Below are 20,609 nucleotides of genomic sequence, written 5' to 3'. Positions count from 1 at the left end.
CGCGCGGAGGGAACCGCGGTCGAGGGCGGCGCTCCTGCCGGACCATGCGAACGAGGCGCGCGTCGGGCCGTAGGATCGGGTGCCCTTGGGGGTGGGACTGTGGTCAGACGGAGTTCGGGCACGCCGACGCTGGAAGAGGTGGCCGCCCTGGCCGGAGTGGGCCGGGGCACGGTCTCCCGGGTCGTCAACAACGCGGCGGGCGTCAAGGAGTCCACGCGCCGTGCCGTGCGGCGCGCCATCGAGGAACTGGGCTACGTGCCCAACCTGGCGGCGCGTTCCCTGGCAGGGCGGCGTGCGGACGCCGTCGCGCTGGTGATGACGAACACGGACTGGCGGTTGTTCGGGGAACCGTTCTTCTCCGAGGTCGTGCGGGCGGTCGGGGACGCCCTGTCCGGCACGGCGGTGCAGCTGCTGCTCACCCTGGTCCGCACGGACGCCGACCGCAAGCGGTTCGTGGAGTACGCGCGCGGCGGCCGGGTCGACGGGGTGCTGCTGATGTCCGTGCCGGCCGAGGACCGGCTGCCCGACATGCTCGCCGACGCCGGGCTGCCCACGGTGCTGCTGGGCCGGCGCTCGGGCGACGAGCGGATGACGTACGTGGACGCGGACAACGTCGGCGGGGCGCGTACGGCGGTCCGCCACCTGGTGGCCGACGGCCGGAAGGCCGTCGCGGCCATCACCGGCCCGCCCGACATGTACGTCGCCCGGTGCCGGCTGCGCGGCTACCAGGAGGCGCTGGCCGAGGCCGGGCTCGACGGCGGGCCGCCCCTGGTGGCGCGGGGCGACTTCACCGAGGCCAGCGGGCGCCGGGCGATGGCCTGGCTCATCGAGCGGCACCCGCAGGTCGACGCCGTCTTCGCCGCGTCGGACGCCATGGCGTCCGGGGCGCTGGACGCCCTGCGCGCGGCGGGGCGCCGGGTGCCGCGGGACGTGGCGGTGATCGGCTTCGACGACTTCGAGCTGGCCGAGCAGACGGACCCGCCGCTGACGACGGTCCGCCAGCCGCTGGAGGAGATCGGGCGGACGATGGTGCGGCTGCTGCTGGAGGAGATCGAGCAGCCGGAGGTGGCCTGGCGCCACGTGATCCTGCGGACGCGGCTGGTGACGCGCGAGTCGGCGTGACGCGACGCGAAGGCAAGGCAGGGTGAGCCGGTGAGGGCCGGTGGGGGTCGGTGTGAGCCGATGCGGGCCGGCGCCGGCCGGCGCCGGCCGGTATGAGTGCGGCGCGCGTTCGGTGCCGGTTCGCCACGGGCACGCGGGAGCGACCCGCGACCCGCGACCGGCGTCCGTGGCGAACCGGCGGCGAAACTTTCGGGAGCGCTCCCAACCGGCGGACGCATGCCGTGAGTCGATCGCCCGCATTTTTGACCGCCGCTGACCTGTGCCGTCGAAATCCGTTCGACGCATTCGGTTCCCGAGGGTTGTCAGGGAGGCGGGCGGCTCCTAATGTCCCACCCGAACCAGTGGGTGGGAGCGCTCCCAGTCGTGACGGGCGGGGAGCGCTCCCGACGTCCCGCGCGCTCCGTCCGGTTGTCCCTCCCAGAGAGGCCCCCACATGCGACCGTTACCGCACCGCCCCGGAGCCGTGCGCGGCCTGCTCGGCGCGCTGCTCACCGCCCTCGCCACCGTCGCGGCCCTCCTGGCCGTCGCGCCGGCGGCCCAGGCGGACACCCTGGTCTGCGAGCAGTTCGGCTCGACCACGATCCAGGGCCGCTACGTGGTCCAGAACAACCGCTGGGGCACCAGCGCCCCCCAGTGCGTCACCGCCACCGACACCGGCTTCCGGGTGACCCAGGCCGACGGTTCCGTGCCCACCAACGGCGCCCCGAAGTCGTACCCGTCGGTCTTCAACGGCTGCCACTACACGAACTGTTCGCCCGGGACCAACCTCCCGGCGCGGCTCAACGGCATCGCCGCCGCCCCCAGCAGCATCTCCTACGGCTACGTCGACGGCGCCGTGTACAACGCGTCGTACGACATCTGGCTGGACCCCACGCCCAGGACCGACGGGGTGAACAAGACCGAGATCATGATCTGGCTCAACAAGGTCGGCCCGATCCAGCCGATCGGCGCCCAGGTGGGCACCGCCACCGTGGGCGGGCGCTCCTGGCAGGTGTGGACGGGAAGCAACGGGACCAACGACGTGATCTCCTTCGTCGCCCCGTCGGCGATCTCCGGCTGGAGCTTCGACGTCATGGACTTCGCGCGGGAGACCGTCCGCCGCGGAATGGCCCAGGACACCTGGTACCTGACGAGCGTTCAGGCCGGTTTCGAGCCGTGGCAGAACGGTGCCGGGCTCGCGGTGAACTCCTTCTCCTCCGCGGTGAACCTCGGTACTCCCGGTGACCCCGGGAACCCCGGTGACCCGGCGACGGCCTGCAAGGTGACGTACGCGACGAACGTCTGGTCCGGCGGCTTCACCGCCGACGTCACCGTCACCAACACGGGTTCGGCTCCGGTCGACCCCTGGAAACTGGCCTTCACCCTGCCCTCGGGGCAGCGGATCGCCAACGCCTGGAACGCCACCGTCACCCCGTCCACGGGGGCGGTGACGGCGACCCCCCTCGCGCACAACGCGCGGATCGCGCCCGGCGCCGCACAGACCTTCGGCTTCCAGGGCACCTACGGCGGCTCGTTCGCCCAGCCGACCGGGTTCAGCCTCAACGGCACCGCCTGCTCCTGAACCGACCCCCGTCCGCGACGGTGTCGCCGTACCGGGACCCGCCCCGCGGTCCGGCCCCGTCACCCACCGCACCGGCCCGGTGGTCTCCGGTGTGATCGCCGGACCGCCCCCAGATCCCCCCGCCCGTCCGGAGGCTTCCTCCCCGGACGGGCGGGGGCTCCATCACCGGACGGTGAACCGCGCAGGAGACGAGAAAGGAGAGGAGAGGAGAACGACCGGAGGCCCACCCCCCCACAGGCACAGGAGACACCATGGCTCGACGCAACAACCGACTCGTCCCGCTGGCGGCCGCGGTGCTGGCGACGCTGCTCGGCGGACTCGGTCTGGCCCTGCTGGGCCAGGGCGACGCACAGGCGCACGGCGTCACGATGACACCCGGGTCGAGGACCTACCTCTGCTCCCTGGACGCCAAGACCAGCACCGGTTCCCTGGACCCGACCAACCCGGCCTGCCGGGCCGCGCTCAACGAGAGCGGCCCGACCGCGCTGTACAACTGGTTCGCCGTGCTCGACTCCAACGCCGGCGGCCGCGGCCCCGGTTACGTCCCGGACGGGAAGCTGTGCAGCGCCGGCGACAAGTCGCCGTACAACTTCACCGGTTACAACGCCGCCCGCTCCGACTGGCCCCGGACGCACCTCACCTCCGGGAAGACGATCCAGGTCAAGCACAGCAACTGGGCCGCGCACCCGGGGTCGTTCCGGGTGTACCTGTCCAAGCCGGGCTACTCGCCCAGCACCGAACTGGGCTGGGACGACCTGGAGCTGATCCAGACGGTCACCGACCCGCCGCAGACGGGCTCGCCGGGCGCCGACGGCGGCCACTACTACTGGAACCTGAACCTCCCCTCGGGCCGCTCCGGTGACGCGGTGATGTTCATCCAGTGGGTCCGCTCGGACAGCCAGGAGAACTTCTTCTCCTGCTCGGACATCGTCTTCGACGGCGGCAACGGCGAGGTGACGGGCATCAGGGGCTCGGGCACCACCCCGACCCCGACGACCACCCCGACCTCCACCCCCACTTCCACCCCGACCTCGACGCCCACCTCCACTCCGACCTCGACGCCCACCTCGACGCCGACCGACCCGCACACCGGGTGCATGGCCGTGTACAACGTGACCAACTCCTGGGGCGGCGGCTTCCAGGGCTCGGTAGAGGTCATGAACCACGGCACGACGGCGCGCGACGGCTGGGCCGTGCGGTGGACTCCCGGCACGGGCACCAAGATCAGCAGCGTCTGGAACGGCGCGCTGAGCAACGGATCCGACGGCACGGTCACGGTCGGGAACCTCGACTACAACCGGACCGTTCCGCCGGACGGCAGCGTCACCTTCGGCTTCACCGCGACGTCCACCGGCAACAACTTCCCGGTCGGCTCGATCGGCTGCGTCAGTCCGTAGGACCGCTCCTCCGGACCGGACCGGACCGGGCAAGGCAGGGCAGGGCAGGGCAGGGCAGGATCGGGCTCGCGAGGTCTGCCCGCTCCGGCCTGGCCCGATCCGGCCTGGCCGGTCCGGTCCGGTCCGGTGCAGAACGATCCTGCATGGTTCGGCACGATCCGGTCCGGCCCGGACGAACACCCCGGCCGCGGTCCGAGGCGGCGCCGGCCCCCGCCCTCGCGCGGGAGCCGGCGCCGCCGTGCGTTCGCACACGGTGCGGGCCCAACCGCCGGGCCCGCGCGACGCGCGACGCGCGGGACGGCGGGATAACGGGGATGCTGGTGGCGGGAGCACGGACCCGTGACCTGCTGGGACGGGGTGGTGAGCGTCGTGGTGGTGAACGATGGAACCCCGCACGGAGCTGCTGTTCCGTGCGTCGATCCGCTGGGAGATCCGTTTCTGCGGACGCGCTTCGTCCCGCCCGCGAGACCCGGCACCTTCCTGCGCCGCGAGCGGCTGGTCAGGCATCTGGACCGGGCATCGCCGCTGACGATGGTCAACGGATCCGCCGGCGCGGGCAAGACCCTGCTGGTGGCGGAGTGGGCCGCCCACCTGCCGCAGCCGGTCGCCTGGCTCACCCTGGACCGGATGGTCCAGGGGCCGGGGGTGTTCTGGGCACATCTGCTCCAGGCACTGCGCAGCGCCGGTGTGCCGCTGCCCGCCGAGATCGGCTCTCCCGCCGACGCGGGCCGGGTGAACCACACGTTACTGACCCGGCTCGCCGCGGAACTCAGCGGCCGGGACCACCCCGTGGTCGTGGTGATCGACGAGTACGACCGCGTGACCGCCCCGGAGATCTCGCGGCAGCTGGACTTCGTGCTGCGCCACGCGGGGCCGGGACTGCGTCTGGTGCTGGTCACCCGTACCGAGCCGCTGCTCCCGCTGCACCGCTACCGGGCGGCCGGGGAGATGACCGAGGTCCGCGGCGCCGAACTGGCCTTCACCCCCGAGGAGGCGGCCGCGCTGCTGGAACTGCACGGACTGCACCTGTCCCTCGCGGCGGCGGGGGCGCTGGTGGACCGCACCGGGGGATGGGCGGCCGGCCTCCGGCTGTGCGCCCTGGCCGCGCGGCAGAGCCCGGACCCGGCTCTCTACCTGAAGGAGTTCGAGGCGGGGCGCAGTACGATCGCCGACTTCCTGCTGGCCGAGGTGCTCAGGCGGCAGACGTCCCGGACGCAGGACCTCCTGCTGCGCGTCAGCGTCCTGGACCGCTTCTGCGCCGATCTGGTGAACACCCTGACCGGACGCGGCGACGCCGAGCCCCTCCTCGCCGCGCTGCACCGCGAGAACGCGTTCGTCGAGCGCCTCGGGCACGGGTGGTACCGCCTGCATCCGCTGTTCCGGGAGATCCTCCGGGCCCATCTGCGGGAGCGTTCCCCCGGCCTGGAGCCCGAACTGCACCGGCGGGCCGCGCGGTGGCTGCGGCGCTCGGGCTCCCTCGCGGAGATGCTCGCCCACGGCGCCGCCGCGGGGGACTGGGAGTTCACCTCCCGCGCCCTCGTCGACGACCTGGCGATCGGGCAGCTCTTCACCGGTCTGCGCGCCGACGACCTGACCGAGCTGTTCGCCGGCCTGGAACCCGGGGCGCCGAGTCCCGCCGCGGACCTCGTCCGCGCGGCCCGCGACCTGTCCCGGTACGACCTCGACCGCGGTCTGGCCCACCTCCGGCACGCCGAGGAACAACTGGCGGCCGACGCGTGCGAGCCGGCGGCGGCCCAGCTGAGCTGTGCCCTGCTGGAGGCCCTGGCGGCCCGGCTGGCCGGCTGTCCGGAGCGGGCCGAGCAGGCCGCCGAAGCGGCCCGGGAACTGCTCCGGGAGGTCCCCTCCCACCTGCTGGACCGGCATCCGGAAGTCTTCGCGCTGCTGCTGACGCACCTGGGGGCGACGCGGCTGTGGGCCGGGCGTTTCGCCGCGGCCCGGGCCGCCCTCGCCTCGGTGGCCCACGGCCCGGGCTGCGCCCCCACGGCGCTCCCGCGCAAGGAGTCCCTGGAGCACCTCGCGCTCATCGACTACCTGGACGGCTGGCCCGGCAGGGCGGAACGCAAGGTCGCCGCGGCGATGGCCGAGTCGGAGCGGTTCGGCCTGCCCGAGCCGTCCGGCACGGAACTGGGGCGGCTGGTCCTGGCCGCGGTGGCCGTCGACCGCGACGACCTGGGCCGGGCCCAGGCCCTGCTCGGCCGCCCGTCCGACGCGGCGGCGCCGGACCCGGTGGCCGCCGCGGGCCGGGGCGTCGCGGCGGCTCGCCTGCTCCTGGCCCGGGGCCGTTCGCAAGCCGCCCTGGCGGCCACGGACCCGGCCCTGTCCACCGGGGCGGCCTCACCCTGGGCGAGGGGCCACGCCGCCCTGGTCGCGTCGGCCGTCCACCTGGCCGAGGGCCGCCCGGACGCGGCCGCCGAGGCGCTGGAGCCGGTGGCCGACGAGCAGCCGGCGTGCGCCGTGGGCGCCGCGCGGGCCCGTCTCGCCGCGGGCGACCGGGACGCGGCCCTGCGCCTCCTCGACGCCGTCACGGCCCGCGGGTCCGCCGGCCCGGCGGTGACCGTCCGCGCCGCCCTGGTGCGGGCGCAGGCCGCGCACGCGGCGGGCGACGTCGCCACCGCCCGCGGGCTTCTCGCCCGGACGCTCAGGGAGGCCCGGCGCGAGCAGCTGCGGCGGCCGTTCCTGGAGGCCGGCCCCTGGATCGGGCCTCTCCTGGCCACGGAACCCCTGCGGGGACTGGCCGCGGGCTGGCTCGTGCCGGGGCCCGTGCCGGGCGGCGATCCGCCCCCCTCCGCGACCGGGCCGGCACCGGTCCTCGTGGAGCGGCTGAGCGGACGTGAGCGTGACGTGCTGCAGCGGCTCGCCCAGATGATGTCGACCGAGGACATCGCCGCCGATCTGTTCGTGTCGGTGAACACGGTGAAGACCCACCTCAAGAGCGTCTACCGGAAGCTGTCGGTGAACCGGCGCGGCGACGCCGTGCGGCGGGCGCGCGAGCTGCGGCTGCTGTGACCGCGCCCCGGCGGGGCGCCCGCCCGCCGACGCTCCGGATCCGGGGCCGGCCGAGCCGGGCCGGGCTGGGCCAAGCGGGGCGGGCTGGGCGGGCCGGTCAGCGGGCGCCTGGCTCCCGGCCTTGGCGGTCGCGTCGCCTTCGGCCTTCGCGATCGTGCCCGCCTCGCCCGTCACGGGTGAGGCGCCCGTCGGGCGTCCGGGGGTGTGATGGCAGCGGCGGCGCGCCCGTCGGCCGCCGTCCGGACACCGGCGCCCGCGCCGGGCCGATTCGGTGAGGTGGAGACCGTGAGACGGTGGCGTGCTCTGATCGTCCTGGGGACGGCCCAGTTCCTGATGGTGCTGGACACCTCCGTGATGAACGTGTCCATCAGCCGGCTCGTCGAGGACTTCGACACCGAGGTCACCGCCATCCAGGCCGTCATCACGCTGTACGCCTTGGTCATGGCCGCCTTCATGATCACCGGAGGCCGGCTCGGGGACATCCTCGGACGCCGGCGGGTCTTCCTGCTCGGCATGGCCGTCTACGGCGTCGGATCGGCCCTGACCGCCGTCGCCCCCACCCTGGGGGTCCTGGCGGTGGGCTGGTCGGTCGTCGAGGGGCTCGGCGCCGCCCTGGTGCTGCCGTCCATGGCCGCCCTCGTCGCCGAGTCCTACCACGAGCGGGACCGCGCCGTCGCCTACGGCGTCATCGGCGGTCTCGCCGGCGCCGGCATCGCGGTGGGTCCGTTGCTGGGCGGCTGGGTGACGACCTACCTCACCTGGCGTCTGGTCTTCGCCGGCGAGGTCCTGGTCGTGGCGGCCGTGCTCTGTTTCCGGCGGGCGATCCCCCCGAGCCCCCCGAGCGGCCGGCGCCCCGGGCTGGACGCCGTCGGCGCCGTGCTGTCGGCGGCCGGGCTCGGACTGGGCGTGCTCGGGGTGCTGCAGAGCAGTTCCTGGGGATGGGTGCAGCCCCGCAACGCCCCCTTCACGGTCCTGGGCTTCGCCCCCACCCTGTTCGTCATCGCCGCCGGGGCGGCCGTCCTCGCCCTCTTCCGTGTCCGGGAGAGACGCCGGGAGGCCCGCGGCCAAGATCCCCTGGTCCACCTGTCCCTCCTGGGCCGACCGGCGCTGAGTTCGGGGCTGATGACGCTGCTGAGCCAGAACCTCATCCTGCTGGGCCTGTTCTTCGCCATACCGCTGTACCTGCAGGTCGTGCAGGGGTTCGACGCCTTCCAGACGGGACTGCGGCTGCTGCCGGTCTCCGTCACCATGCTCGCGGCCTCCCTGGGGGCGGCCCGGATCGGGCGGAGGGTGGGACCCCGCCGGGTCGTGCGGGGGGCTCTGCTGACGCTGCTGGGCTCCGTCGTGTGGTTGCTGGCCACCATCGACCCGGCCATCGACGACGCCCAGTTCTTCGGGGCCATGGCACTCCTCGGCCTCGGCATGGGCCTGCTCGCCTCGCAACTCGGCAACGTCGTGCAGTCCAGCGTCGGCGAGCAGGAGCGCAGCGAAGTCGGAGGGCTGCAGTTCACCGCCCAGAACCTGGGCTCCGCGCTGGGCACGGCCCTCATCGGATCCATCCTGATCGGCTCCCTGGTCCAGGTCTTCAGCACGCAGGTCGAGGACGACCCCCGTCTGTCGGACGAGGCCCGCCGGCAGACCGGCATCGCCCTGGAGGCCGGCGTCAGCTTCGTCCCCACCGACCAGGTGCGCTCGGCGGCCGAACAGGCCGGGCTGCCCCCCTCCGAGGTGGACGCCCTCACCGAGTCCTACGCCTCGGCCCAGCTCGACGGCCTGAAGGCGGCCGTCCTGGCGACCGGGGGCGTCACCCTGGCGAGCTTCCTCGTCACCCGGCACCTGCCCGCCGACGGCGCGCCCGGGAAGGGCCCCGGACCGGCACCGACGAGCAGGCGGCCGGGGCGGCGCGCGGGCCCGGGAAACCCGGGAAACCCGGGAAACCCGGAGAAGGGCCCGTGATGTCCCGGACCGGCCATGCCGCGGCCCGCACCGCCGAACGCCGGGCGCACGCCGACTACACCGGGGGCGTCTACGGGTCGATGCTCGCGGCCTCGGTCGTCATCGGGGCCGGCGCCCTGGGCTCGTTCCCGCGACTGGAACTGGTCCTGCTGTTGCTGCTCACGGGCGTGGTGTTCTGGATCGCGCACGTGCACGCCCAGTTGTTCGGCGCGCGGATCGCGCAGCAGCCCCTGGACCGCCGGGTCGTGCTGCACGTGTGCCGGGACGAGTGGCCGATCGTCAAGGCCGCGGTCCCGCCCGCCGCAGCGGTGGCGGTCAGCCCGCTGCTGGATCTGGACATGCCGGGCACCCTGTGGCTGGCGCTGGCCGTCGCCGTGGCGGGTCAGGTGGGCTGGTCGATGGCCGCCGCCCGCCGGGCCGGGGCGGCCTGGAGCCAGGTGGCGGGCAGCGCCGCGGTCAACCTGGTCCTCGGCCTGCTGATCGTCTCCTTCAAACTGGTCCTCACCCACTGACCCACTGACCCACCGGCCCACTGACGCAGGCCGTCGGCTCGTGGCGCGGCGGGTCACCTGCGCAGGGTGAGGCCCACGGACACACGAGGGCGGAGCATCGAAGCGGTGGAGGCAGTCGGCCTGGCGGACGTCACCTGCGGGAGAGCACCCCATGCAGTACGAGATCCGCGTCGAGGGACACATGTCGGAGACGCTGACCAGCGCTTTTCCCGAGCTGGAGCATGTGGTGATCTCCGGCCAGACAGTGCTGTACGGGCCCCTCGTGGACGAGGCGCACCTGTACGGACTGCTGGCCCGCTTCCAGTCGTTGGGACTGCACGTGGTGGAGCTGCGGCGGCTGCCGGAGTGACCCGCTGACGCCGCGGTCCCGGTCCGGCAGGAGGACCGCGCGGCGCCGGCACGATCCTTGGACGAGGACGAGGACGAGGACGAGGGCGAGGGCGAGGGCGAGGGCGAGGGCCGGGCAAGCCCCTCGCCCCGACGGCCGGCGGTTCGCGGCCCGTCCCTTCGCCGGGCCCGGCCGCGGTCACCCGTCGGGGCCCGGCCGCGCTCACCCGGCTCACCCGCCGAGGGTGATCCGGCACCCGGTGGTGCGCAGGACGCTGGCTCGGTGGGGGCCACACACCGTCCCGCCGGCGGTCCGGCCGACGGCACGCCGGTGTCACGAGGAGGAGCCATGACCGAATCGCACGGTACGGCGGCGCCGACCGGACCGGGATCCCCCGTCGGCGGGACGGCCGCGAGCCGGGCGGAGGACCCCGCCGATCTGCTGGCGCGGCTCGGCGGCTCGTGGACCTGGCTGCTGGGGTCGGCGGTGGCGACCCTCGTGCCGGGTGTGCTGGCGCTGGTCTGGCCGGACGCCACCCTGCACGTGCTGGCGGTGATCATCGGGCTGTACCTGCTGGTGACCGGTGTGTTCCGGTTCGTCTCCGTCTTCGCCCGGCGCGAGCCCGGCGAACGGCTGTCCGGGCTGCTCATCGCGGTGCTGTACGTGCTGGCCGGGGTGCTGTGCCTGCGGAACCCCCTGCAGACGATCACCGCGCTCTCGCTGATCGTCGGGATCAGCTGGCTCGTCACCGGCATGCTGACCGTCTACACGGCCCTGGCGGCCGGAGGCCTGCCCCACCGCGCCTTCCTGTTGGGCGCCGGGGGGCTCGGCGTCGTCGCCGGCATCGTCGTGCTGGCCCTGCCCACCGAGTCGGTCGTCGCCCTCACCCGGCTCCTCGGACTGTGGCTGCTCCTGCTCGGTCTGGTCGAGCTGGGCGTCGCCTTCGCCTGGCGGGCCGCACTGCGCAGGGCGTGATCCGGGTCTCCGGCCGGCCCCGCGGCGGCGGCACCAGACCCCTCACCCGCGGGGCCGGCGACCGGGGGAGCCACCGGACCACCGGCGGCGCCACCACCGCCGTCCCTCTCCCGTCCACCGGACGGAGACCGGGGGACGCGCCGCCGGGAACGATCTCACCCGTCCCGGGTGAGGCCCTTCACGACCGGCGTGCGCACGCTGAGGACAGCAGGAACCGGCAGTCGGGCACCCCGCCCGGAACGGAGCACGAAAATGGGCACACAGACATACCTCGCCTACGACTATCCGCTGCTGAGCATGTTCTGGACCATGCTGTGGTTCTTCCTGTGGATCATGTGGTTCATCCTGCTCTTCCGGATCATCGGGGACATCTTCCGCGACGACACCCTGAGCGGATGGGGCAAGACCGGCTGGCTCGTGTTCGTCATCGTCCTGCCCTTCCTCGGCGTGTTCGTCTACGTCATCGCCCGCGGCAGGACCATGGGGCGCCGGGAGATCGAGCACGCCCACAAGCAGCAGGAAGCCTTCGACGCCTACGTCCGTGAGGCGGCGGGCACCACCGGCGGCCCCAGCCGGGCCGACGAACTCAACCGGCTGTCGGAGATCCGCGCCCGCGGCGACATCTCCGACGAGGAGTTCCGGCGGGCCAAGGAACTCGTCCTGAGCGACCACGGCGCCGCGTCCCGTCACTGAGCGCGGCCAGGAAAGCGAGGCAGGAATGACTGCTGCACACACCCCCCGTGCCCACACGGCGAAGTACGAGTGGGCCGCCGGGCTGATGGTCTTCGCCGCCGTCATGCTCGCGCTCGTGGGCATCCTCGACGTCTTCCGCGGCATCATGGCGATCGCCGAGGACGACGTCTTCCTCACCACGCGCAACTACGTCTTCGAGTTCGACCTCACCGGCTGGGGCTGGATCCATCTCGTCCTGGGAGTCCTCGCCGTCGTCATCAGCGTCGGCCTGTTCCAGGCGGCGACCTGGGCGCGGGTCGCCGGCGTCGCCATCGCCGGACTCGTCGTCATCGCCAACTTCCTGTCCCTGCCGTACTACCCGGTGTGGTCGATCGTCATGATCGCGATGTCGGGGTTCGTCATCTGGGCCCTGTGCGTCGCCCGCAAGGAGGACTTCGCCGACCCCTTCGACACCGTGCCGCCCGGCGACCGGTGAGCCACCCCGTCCGGTGGCGCCGACGCACCCGGATGCCGCCCTTCGGCCCGGAACCGGGCCCCGCCGGGCACCGCCGGTCACCGCCGGGCACCGTGCGCCGGCCGGTGACGGGGACGGGCGAGGGCCCCGACCTGCCGGAGGGTGAGTACGGCCTCCACCGCCCGCCCGTCCGACGGACCGCGCCCACGCGGTCCGTCGGACGGGCGGGGAGTCGCTCCGTCACGCGGTACGGCACCGGGGCGAAGACGTCCGCCCGACCGCTGGTCCCGACGGCGGACCGCACCTCCCGGCGCTCCGCCGGGCCGGGCGGGCCGGAGGCCGCCCGATCCCGGAATCCGGCCGAGGCGCTCCCCGGGACGAGGAGAAGTCCCGCCCCGCGTGAGCACTCCGTCTGCGCGAGGACCGCCGTCCGCGTGAGCACTGCCGTCTACGGGAGCGTGGCCGTTCGGGGGCGGTCGGCCGCCGGTGGTGGCGTGTCCTGCGGGGCCGGAAGCGTCCGTCCCAGGCGCACGAGCGGGGACAGGGCCATCAGCACGGGGGACAGCAGCATCCCCGCCGCCGTCACCAGGAGGCTGGTGCGCGTCCCCCACTCCTGCGCGAGGAACCCGCCGAGCAGGGAACCGAGCGGTGTGAGTCCCATGCCGGCGAACGTGATCGTCGCGGCCGCGCGGCCCTGCATGCCGTCCGGAGTGACGGCCTGCCGGACAGCCGTCACCGTGACGTTCACCAGCTGGCCCCCGGCCCCGAACACGAAACCGACCGCGAGGAGTACGGCGACCGTCACCGCGGAGGAGCCGTGCAGCGCGGGCACGCACAGGAACGCGCCGTCGCCGAGGGCCGCCGCGGTCACGAGCACCGCACCATGACCGAACCGGTTCGGCAGGCGGGCGGCCAGCAGCGAGCCGAGGAGCGCGCCCGGTCCCGCCGCGGCGAGCGCGAGCCCCACGACGGCGCCCGACAGGTGCAGTTCCCCGGGAAGGAAGAGCAGGTAGACGGTCATCATCGCCGCGAAGCAGAACTGGAAGGCGGCCGAGGCCAGACACACGGCCCGCAGCACGGGGTCGCCGACGACGAAACGCAGGCCCTCACGAATCCGCTGCCGGGCCCGGGGCGGACGTTCCGGGCGATCCGGAATCGACTCGGCCCGACGGATGCGCCGGACCGACAGGAACGACAGCGCGAAGAACAGTGCGCCGAAGGCCGCGGCGAACGGCGCCGACAGCACGGAGACCAGTCCACCGCCGAGGGCGGGGCCGCCGATCTGGGCGGCGGACCGGCTGCCCTCGAGCGCGCTGTTGCCCCGGACCAGCTGATCGCGTCTCACGAGCCGTACGAGAGACGACTGGTAGGCCACGTCGAAGAACACGGACAGGGCACCGAGGACGAAGGCGACGGCGAGCAGCGCGGGCATGCCGAGGCAGCCCAGGACGGCGGCCACGGCGGCGGCGCCCAGGACCAGGGCCCGGCCGGCGTCCGCGAGCATCATCGTCGTGCGGGTCCGCCACCCGTCCACCCACGCCCCGACGAAGAGCGAGAGCAGCAGGACCGGCGCCTGTCCCACCGCGCGGAGGACACCCAGCTCGCCGGCACCGGCGTGCAGCGTCAGGACGGCGAAGAGCGGCAGGATCACCAGGCCGGCGTGCTCGCCGAGTTGAGAGGCCGTCTGACCCAGCCAGAGGCCGCGGAAGGCGGCGTCCCGCCACAGGCCCGACGGAACGGGACGACCGGAATCGGATACGGCGGAGGTGGTGGACGGCACGCGAATCCCTTGTGTTGCCGACGACGAGTCCCGCCACCGGGCCCACGAAGGCGCACCGGCGGTCCGGGCAGGGGAAGGCTCGCTGTGCCGCACCATCGAAGGCAGCACGCGATGACAGGCCGGTCACGGCCTACGACGTCAACGCGCGCTCGGGAAACCGACCATGTCGAAACTCCTCACGGGGCACTCGCCGTACCGGAACGATAGTTCCCGGCCGTCCGGTGCGGAAGGCGGCGGCCCCTCGTCCCACCGGGTGGCCCGGGGGCGTCACCGCGTGTCGCGCAGGCGCAGGAGACAGACCGCGGTCAGCGCGACGGCGTCGTCCCCGTCCCGCGACAGCTCCGTGAGCGCGCGTGACGCCGTGGCCCCGGGGATGTCCGCCAGCGCCTGGGTCAGCCGTACGCGCGCGCCGGCGGGGGCGTGGGCGAGGCGCTCGACGAGTCCGGTGGCGATCCGCTCCGGCGCGGCGGTGTCGCCCGACGCCAGCACGCTCAGCGCATCGGCCGCGTCGGTGTCGTTCCTTCCCCGCACGATCATGTCGATGAGCGTCGGGACCGCATCGGCCACGCCACGCGTCCCGAGCACCAGGGCCGCGTGGTCGCGGACCGCGGCGTCGGGGTGCGCGAGGGCGTCCCGCAGCCGGGCGGCGGCCTCGTCACCGGGCAGCGCGGCGAGGCACCGGACGGCGCGTTCGCGCACCGCGGCCACCGGCGACCCGAGGCCGTCGGCCAGCAGCGACGTGGCGCCGGCGCCGTCGCCCGACCGCGCCAGCGCCCAGCGGAGGGCTCCGGCGACGTTCGGCTCGCTCTCGCCCAGAACCGCCTCGACCAGGGCCTCCACCGGCACCGGGACCCCGTCGACCGAGGAAAGGACCGCGCGTTGGCGTGTGTTGGCGCTCTGTGATCCCAGCGCCTGCAGAAAGGCGACGACTTGGAGGACGTCCTCCCAGCCGGCGGGTTCCACGGCATCGATCCGGCGGAGCCGTGTGAGCAACTCGGTCTCGGCCGCGATGCGTTCACGCGTCCGGCGGATGAGGTCGTCGACGAGCGCCGAGGGCGTGAAGCCGGGGTCGTCGAGCGCGCGTCCGATCTCCCGCAGCGGCAGCCCCAGCGAACGCAGGCTCTCGATGTGGAAGATCCGCCGGATGTCGTCGCCGGAGTACTCCCGGTAGCCCGAACCCGTACGGCCCGAGGGCCGGATCAGGCCGAGCGACTCGTAATGCCTGAGCATGCGGGCACTGACCCCGGACCGCCGCGCCACCTCACCGATCAACACCTCCTATCGTCCCTCCGGATCCGGCCCGCCGAGGGCCACGACACGCTTCGCCTCCTCGACCGCGAACCCGAATCCGGCGTCCGGGTCGCGCAACAGCCGTTCGGTGGCGAGCGCGTGCGCGCGCACGTCCGGATCAGCGGCCGTCAGCGCGCCGTGCAGGGCCGGCGCGGCGACGTCGCCCAGCGCCACCAGCGCCCGGCTCAGGCTCCGTTGCGTCTCCCGGCCACCGCGCCCGAGCTGCGTCGCCAGCGCCGCGGCCAACCCGGGCTCCGCACCCTGCGGTGCGAGGACGACCGCTGCCCGCCAGGCGCTCCGCGCCACCTCGTCGTCGGCGTCGGACAGGAGCGCGCCCGTGATCGCCGGCCACGCCCGCCGGTCCCCGATCTTGGAGAGTGTGTGCAGCGCCTGGCTCCGTGCCCGTGCGCGCTCCGAACGGACCTCACGCAGCAGCCCGGGAAGCGTCAGGGACACCGGATGACGGGTGAGCGCCCAGGTCAGCATGTCGCGGACGAGGAACTCGGGCTCGACCGCGCATCGTTCCAGCAACTTGTCGACGAAGCGCGGATCCGGCGTCGTGCCGACCGCCAGAGCCGCCCGCAGCCGCACGGACGGACGCCCGTCCTCCAGGTCCCGGAGCGCCCGGACCGCCTCCGTGTCCTGCCTTGCCGTGGTCATGGGAACCACCTCCCGGCAAGCAGTGAAGGCCTTGTCACCGTGTCAAGGTCAAGGTCGAGGCGAGGTCAAGACCAGGGCCGGGGCGAGGGCGAGGGCGAGGCCGGGGGCCTCCCGTGTCCCGGAGCCGAGCCGGGAGAGGGCCCGGGGTGAAGCGGCCGGGCGGACCTGCGCGGGGGCCGGGCCGTGGCGCGACCCGGCCCCACCCGAGGGGTTCATCTCAGTGGTGCTTGCAGTCCCAGTGCCCCTTGACCCACGCCTTCTCCCAGTGACCGGGGACGTGGACCCACTCGTAGGAGTGGTGGTGCTTCCAGTGGCCCTTGTGCCAGGTGCCGTGCTTGTCGTGGTGACCCTTGACCCAGGTCTTGTGGTGAACCGGCTTCTTCTCCCAGTGGCCCTTGACCCACGTCTTCTCCCAGTGGCCCTGCTTCCACTCGCACCTGTCGTGGTGGTCCCCGGTGGCCGTGGCGACGGTGGGCGCGGGCGCGGGAGCCGCACTGGCGGTGCCGGACATGCCGAGCGCGGCGCCTCCGGCCAGCAGTCCCGTCGCGGCGGCTCCGGCCACCAGGCGGCGGACTCGCATGGATGCGGTCATCGACGTATCTCCTTCGACAAGTCGGCGGCGAGCACGTCGAGGGGCCGTCCTTCCCGGCCCGGCCGGTCACGCGGGTGGCGCGGCCGGGGTGTCGGGAGGAGCACTGCCTTGCGCCTCGCCGTGCCGGACATGAGGGATTCGGCGCCGTCGGCACGACGGATGAGGCGACGGGACGGAAATCTCGGCACCGCGGGAACGACCAGGTCCGTCACGCGGAGTGAGACGACATGAGCGCGGAAGCGGTGTCTCCGCGAATCGCCCGGCCGGCCGCTCCGCCCCGGCCGCCGGCCTCGTCCGCCGGCCTCGCGGCGACGAATCACCCTCGAAGGGTGCTCACGCATCGGTCGCGTCGTTCGAAGGAGCCGGTCATGCCTGTCACCGCGCCACTGCCGGTGACGCCGCAGCACGTCGTCCCCCCGCCCCGCGGTCCGCACGCGCCGGCCGTCGTCGCCCGCCGCGTCACCGGACGGCGGCCGAGGGCGAACGCACCGTCCGGCCGGGCGGAAGAAACCGTGCCCGTGGTGTCCGAACCGGTGTCCGGCGCCGTTCGGCGCGCCCACGGCGCCCGTCGGCCGGCGCCCGCCGTGCGCGACGGGCGGCCGGCGACCGCCGTCGCCGACCACGGCGAGGACCTGCCCGGCCGCCGTCGGCGGCCGGCCGGCGACGAGCGCGGCGGCCCCGGCCCGGTGACCGCCCGCCGGGCGGGAGGGCCGGTCACCGCGGTCCCCGGGACCGGTGGCAGGACCGTGCGCGTCGTGACCCGGCCGGAGCCGCGACCGCGACACCCCTGGCCGGACGCGCCGCGTCGGCACCCGCACCCCCGCGCGCCGGTCTCCGTCCCGGTCTCACTCTCGTGCCACCGCCGCACTGCGCATCGTGCCGACCGGTGCCAGAGTCGGAGCGGGCGGACGCCGGGCCAGGGCGGCCGGGAGCACCGGGCACGAGGAGAGCAGGGCTTGCCACACGGAACCGAGCCGGGCGCGCGAGCGGAGGACCTGCTGACCCGTGTCGCCGGTGGCGACGAGGACGCGTTCGCCGGGGTCTACGACGCCTTCTCCGCCGCGGTCCTCGGACTGGTCCGCCGGATCCTGCGGGACGCCGCTCAGGCGGAGGAGGTGACCCAGGAGGTCATGGTCGAGATCTGGCGCACCGCGGGCCGCTACGACCCCGGACGCGGGACGGCCAAGGCGTGGGTGCTCACCCTCGCCCACCGCCGCGCGGTGGACCGGGTGCGGGCCGCCCACGCCGGCGCCGAACGCGAGCGGCGCGCCGGGCGGCTCCTGGCGGAACGAGCCTTCGACCAGGTCGCGGAAACCGTGCAGGAGCGTGACGAACAGCGGCGCGTCTACCGGTGCCTGGCCGCGCTGACGCCCCGGCAGCGCGTCCCTCTCGTGCTCGCCTTCTACCAGGGCCTGACCTACCTCGAGGTCGCCGACGCGCTGTCCACCCCCGAGGGCACGGTGAAATCGCGCATGCGCGCGGGGCTGCGGCAGCTGCGCGCCTGCCTGGAGACCGGCACATGACATCCGGGGGAGACCTGCACCTCGCCGTCGGCGCCTACGTCCTGCACGCCCTGCCCCCGGCCGAGGAAGCCGCGTTCGAGGAGCATCTCGCCGGTTGCGCGGACTGCCGCGCGGAGATGGCCGCACACCTGGAGATCGTCACGCGCCTCGCCGGCGCGGAGAGCGCCTCCGTGCCGCCGCACGTGCGGGCCCGCACCCTCGACGCCATCAGCCGGACCACCCAGGACCGCCCCCGCCGTCCGCCGGAGGCCGGACACCGTGCCGGACACCGGGCCGGGCACCGGGCCGTGCGCTTCGCACTGGCCGCGAGCACCGCCGCGGCCGCCCTCCTCGGCGGAGTCGCCGCATGGCAGCACTCCCGGGCCGACGACGCCCGCGACCGGGCCGCCCGCGCGGACGCGGCCGGCCGGGCTCTCACCGAGGTCGTGACGGCGCCCGACGCCACCCTCCACACCGCAGCGCTGACCGGAGGGGGCGCGGCAGCCGTCGTCGTGTCCCGCTCCGAGGCCCGGGCGGTCTTCGCCGCCCAGGACCTTCCGGCGCTGAAGGGGGACGAGGTCTACGAGCTCTGGTACGCCGCCGAGGCCGGAGGCCTGCGTCCCGCCGGTCTTCTGCCGGGTGCCGCGGAACGGGCCTCCCGTGTCCTGCGGGGCCCGCCGGCCGGCGCTGTGGCCGTCGGCATCACGATCGAACCCGCCGGCGGCTCCCGGCAGCCCACCACCGACCCCCTCGCCGTCATCCCCCTCACCGCCTGAACGACGGTTCCCGCTGCCCGGCCGCCGCGCCGTCATCCCCCTCACCGCCTGAACGACGGCTCCCGCCGGAGTGCCCCGGAGCCGGCGTCCCCGCCGGTGCCCGGCGGGAGCGGAGGCCGGCCAGGGTGGTGGCGAGGGACTGCCAGACGTGGGCCGCCAGATCGAGGTTCCCCGACTCCGTCGCCTGCCGCCCGAGCTGTTCCAGGACCGCTATGCCCTCGTCGACGCGGCCCGCCAGGATCGTCAGCCGGCCGTCGAGGACCGACAGCCGTACCCGGTCACGGTAGGACAGGAGCAGGTCGTCCTCGGCCAGCAGGGCGTGACTGAGGCCGCGGGCGTCGTCCAGCCGGCCCTGGTGGAAGGCGAGGTGAGCCTGCAGCGCCCGCAGTTCCTGCACCTGCGGGGGAGTGCCGATCAGGCCGAGGACACCCGCGGCCTCGCTCAGCCAGCGGTCGGCGGCCGCCACGTGGGGCGGTGACATCTGCAGCGCGGCGGCGGTGGCGGCGGCCCGCAGGCGGGTCCACAGGAGCAGGTCCTCCTCGCCCCGGAGCAGGTCGTCCTCTCCCCGGAGCAGTTCCAGGGCGGTCTCCAGCCGGGTCCGGGCGGCCGCGTGGTCGCCCTGGCGGTCGCTGACCATGGCGGCCGTCCACAGGGCCTCGGCGGCCAGGGCCGGCGTGGCCCCGGGCAACAGGTCCCGTTCCAGTTCGTCGACGTGCCGTGCGGCCGCTTCGAGTCTGCCGAGTTCCGTCTCGATGTCGATCAGCACCATCACGGCGGCCGCGGTGTCGGCCACCGACAGCTCCTCGGCGCGGGCGACGGACAGCGCCTCCACGGCCGCCGGTTCCGCCGCCCGCAGGTCACCCAGGGCCCGGGTGCAGCGGGCGTACCGCACGCGTGACCGGGTCCGCAGTTCCGCGGCCGCCAACAGGTCGCTCAACTCGACGAGTTCCAGCAGCCGTACGCGCTCCCGCTCCCGGTCGCCGTCGCGGTCGGCGGCACGGCTCAGCAGCCACAGGGCCTGCCAGCGGGCGGCGGGATCGTCGCCCGCGTCCTCCTCGACCGCGCGGCTCAGGATCGCGGTGTCGTCCGTGCCGGGCGGCGCCGACGTCACGGCGGCCAGCACCGCGGTCAGGGACCTGCCGTCCGAAGGGCCGGTCAGCGCGGACGCGTCGACGCCGAGACGCCGGGCGAGATAGGCCACGGCCCGTTCGGTGGGGGGCCGTTCACCCGACTCCAGACGTGACAGGTACCCCGTCGACAGGCCCTCGCCGACGAGACCGGCCTGGCTCATGCCCCGTTCGAGCCGGAGTCTCTTCAGCCGACGGCCGAAATGCGGCTGTTCGAGCATCCTCCCCCCTCTGGTCCGTCGGCGGGGCCGGTGCGGCTCTCGTCCCCGGATCGCCCGCCCGTGCGGATGGATTTGCCAACACTGTAGGAAGCGCCCGGAAGGCGGGCAAGCCGTTTCGCGCGGGTCGACCTCCCTGTTCCGAGGGCCTGCCGGCCCCCTGGCGCCCGATGTTCCGGCCGATGGTCACGCATGCCGAAAACGCGCCACACGCAGGCGAGTTGACAGATTGGCCGGTTCGCTTGGCAAACCTTGTCAAGGCGGTTGCCGCCCCTTAATCTCGAACGTGCCGTCCTGATGCGATTCCCCTGCTCGTCTCGTGGAGGTCATCCGTGCTGCGTCACGCCCGACCGGGCCCGTCGCGAGGGCCGGTCGTCCGGCCGGCCGTGGTCTTCGGTGCCGCGGACCCGGCCGCGCCCCCGGTGCCGGACGGCCCCTCCCCGGGGACGAGGGAGGCGAGCCGCGGGACCGAACGGCCCTGACAACGTTATCGAGGTGCCGGTCCTCCCGATGCCGGCACCTCCGCCCCTGATCCGCCCCGGGAGTCCGGCGCCCGTCGCCGGCCGGCCCGGGGCGACGCGGAACACCCGGCTCCGGCCACCGGCGAGGTGGCGCGTGCCGGTACGGGACGCCCGCCGA

Annotated in this window: 17 protein-coding genes; 12 read left to right on the top strand and 5 right to left on the bottom strand. The window is 74.4% G+C overall.

Annotation, left to right across the window (positions count from 1 at the left end; translation table 11 throughout):
- Positions 1–99 precede the first annotated feature (99 nt).
- The 10 genes from ACF09K_RS19980 to ACF09K_RS19935 all read left to right on the top strand — a co-directional run bounded on the left by ACF09K_RS19980 (position 100) and on the right by ACF09K_RS19935 (position 12,046).
- Positions 100–1,122, top strand: a complete 1,023-nt coding sequence (locus ACF09K_RS19980; protein WP_392245251.1) for a LacI family DNA-binding transcriptional regulator — start codon at positions 100–102, stop codon at positions 1,120–1,122.
- Positions 1,123–1,555: 433 nt separating this feature from the next.
- Positions 1,556–2,683 carry a cellulose binding domain-containing protein gene (locus ACF09K_RS19975; protein WP_392245249.1) on the top strand — a complete coding sequence of 376 codons (1,128 nt, stop codon included), beginning with the start codon at positions 1,556–1,558 and terminating at the stop codon, positions 2,681–2,683.
- 251 nt (positions 2,684–2,934) lie between these two features.
- Positions 2,935–4,080, top strand: coding sequence for a lytic polysaccharide monooxygenase (locus ACF09K_RS19970; RefSeq protein ID WP_392245248.1), 1,146 nt, complete (start codon positions 2,935–2,937; stop codon positions 4,078–4,080).
- Positions 4,081–4,455: 375 nt separating this feature from the next.
- Positions 4,456–7,107, top strand: a complete 2,652-nt coding sequence (locus ACF09K_RS19965) for a LuxR C-terminal-related transcriptional regulator (RefSeq protein ID WP_392245246.1) — start codon at positions 4,456–4,458, stop codon at positions 7,105–7,107.
- Between the two features lie 285 nt (positions 7,108–7,392).
- A complete protein-coding gene (locus ACF09K_RS19960) occupies positions 7,393–9,063 on the top strand; it encodes an MFS transporter (RefSeq protein WP_392245245.1) in 1,671 nt (556 codons plus the stop codon).
- A complete protein-coding gene (locus ACF09K_RS19955) occupies positions 9,063–9,575 on the top strand; it encodes a hypothetical protein (RefSeq protein ID WP_392245541.1) in 513 nt (170 codons plus the stop codon). Before ACF09K_RS19960 ends, ACF09K_RS19955 begins: the two co-directional genes overlap by 1 nt.
- A gap of 151 nt (positions 9,576–9,726) precedes the next feature.
- Entirely contained in the window at positions 9,727–9,924 is a 198-nt protein-coding gene (locus ACF09K_RS19950) for a hypothetical protein (RefSeq protein WP_392245243.1), read from the top strand.
- 327 nt (positions 9,925–10,251) lie between these two features.
- A complete protein-coding gene (locus ACF09K_RS19945) occupies positions 10,252–10,878 on the top strand; it encodes an HdeD family acid-resistance protein (RefSeq protein ID WP_392245242.1) in 627 nt (208 codons plus the stop codon).
- A 252-nt stretch (positions 10,879–11,130) separates the two neighbouring features.
- Positions 11,131–11,571 (top strand): SHOCT domain-containing protein, encoded by a 441-nt coding sequence (locus ACF09K_RS19940; RefSeq protein WP_392245241.1) that lies wholly within the window; start codon positions 11,131–11,133, stop codon positions 11,569–11,571.
- A gap of 25 nt (positions 11,572–11,596) precedes the next feature.
- Positions 11,597–12,046 carry a hypothetical protein gene (locus ACF09K_RS19935; RefSeq protein WP_392245239.1) on the top strand — a complete coding sequence of 150 codons (450 nt, stop codon included), beginning with the start codon at positions 11,597–11,599 and terminating at the stop codon, positions 12,044–12,046.
- Positions 12,047–12,473: 427 nt separating this feature from the next.
- Here the strand turns inward: ACF09K_RS19935 and ACF09K_RS19930 are convergent, their stop codons facing one another.
- From ACF09K_RS19930 to ACF09K_RS19915, 4 genes are all read right to left on the bottom strand, one after another.
- Positions 12,474–13,805 carry an MFS transporter gene (locus ACF09K_RS19930; protein WP_392245238.1) on the bottom strand — a complete coding sequence of 444 codons (1,332 nt, stop codon included), beginning with the start codon at positions 13,803–13,805 and terminating at the stop codon, positions 12,474–12,476.
- Positions 13,806–14,072: 267 nt separating this feature from the next.
- Positions 14,073–15,080 carry a MerR family transcriptional regulator gene (locus ACF09K_RS19925; RefSeq protein ID WP_392245236.1) on the bottom strand — a complete coding sequence of 336 codons (1,008 nt, stop codon included), beginning with the start codon at positions 15,078–15,080 and terminating at the stop codon, positions 14,073–14,075.
- A 3-nt stretch (positions 15,081–15,083) separates the two neighbouring features.
- Positions 15,084–15,755 (bottom strand): HEAT repeat domain-containing protein, encoded by a 672-nt coding sequence (locus tag ACF09K_RS19920; RefSeq protein WP_392245234.1) that lies wholly within the window; start codon positions 15,753–15,755, stop codon positions 15,084–15,086.
- 217 nt (positions 15,756–15,972) lie between these two features.
- A complete protein-coding gene (locus tag ACF09K_RS19915) occupies positions 15,973–16,347 on the bottom strand; it encodes a hypothetical protein (RefSeq protein ID WP_392245232.1) in 375 nt (124 codons plus the stop codon).
- A gap of 956 nt (positions 16,348–17,303) precedes the next feature.
- On the opposite strand from ACF09K_RS19915, the gene sigK reads away from it, so the two are divergent.
- Together sigK and ACF09K_RS19905 are read left to right on the top strand one after the other, a co-directional pair.
- Positions 17,304–17,870, top strand: coding sequence for an ECF RNA polymerase sigma factor SigK (gene sigK, locus ACF09K_RS19910; protein WP_392245231.1), 567 nt, complete (start codon positions 17,304–17,306; stop codon positions 17,868–17,870).
- Complete coding sequence (locus ACF09K_RS19905) at positions 17,867–18,625, top strand: anti-sigma factor domain-containing protein (protein ID WP_392245230.1); 759 nt, start codon at positions 17,867–17,869, stop codon at positions 18,623–18,625. The genes sigK and ACF09K_RS19905 overlap by 4 nt, the downstream gene beginning before the upstream one ends.
- Here the strand turns inward: ACF09K_RS19905 and ACF09K_RS19900 are convergent.
- Positions 18,615–19,973, bottom strand: coding sequence for a helix-turn-helix domain-containing protein (locus ACF09K_RS19900; RefSeq protein ID WP_392245228.1), 1,359 nt, complete (start codon positions 19,971–19,973; stop codon positions 18,615–18,617). The two genes, ACF09K_RS19905 and ACF09K_RS19900, sit on opposite strands and share 11 nt — an antisense overlap.
- Positions 19,974–20,609: the final 636 nt, after the last annotated feature.

Source organism: Streptomyces sp. NPDC014882, from assembly GCF_043081325.1.
Taxonomy (GTDB): Bacteria; Actinomycetota; Actinomycetes; order Streptomycetales; family Streptomycetaceae; genus Streptomyces.
Note: the sequence above shows the minus strand (reverse complement) of the source record. Positions and strands in the feature narration are given on the sequence as shown.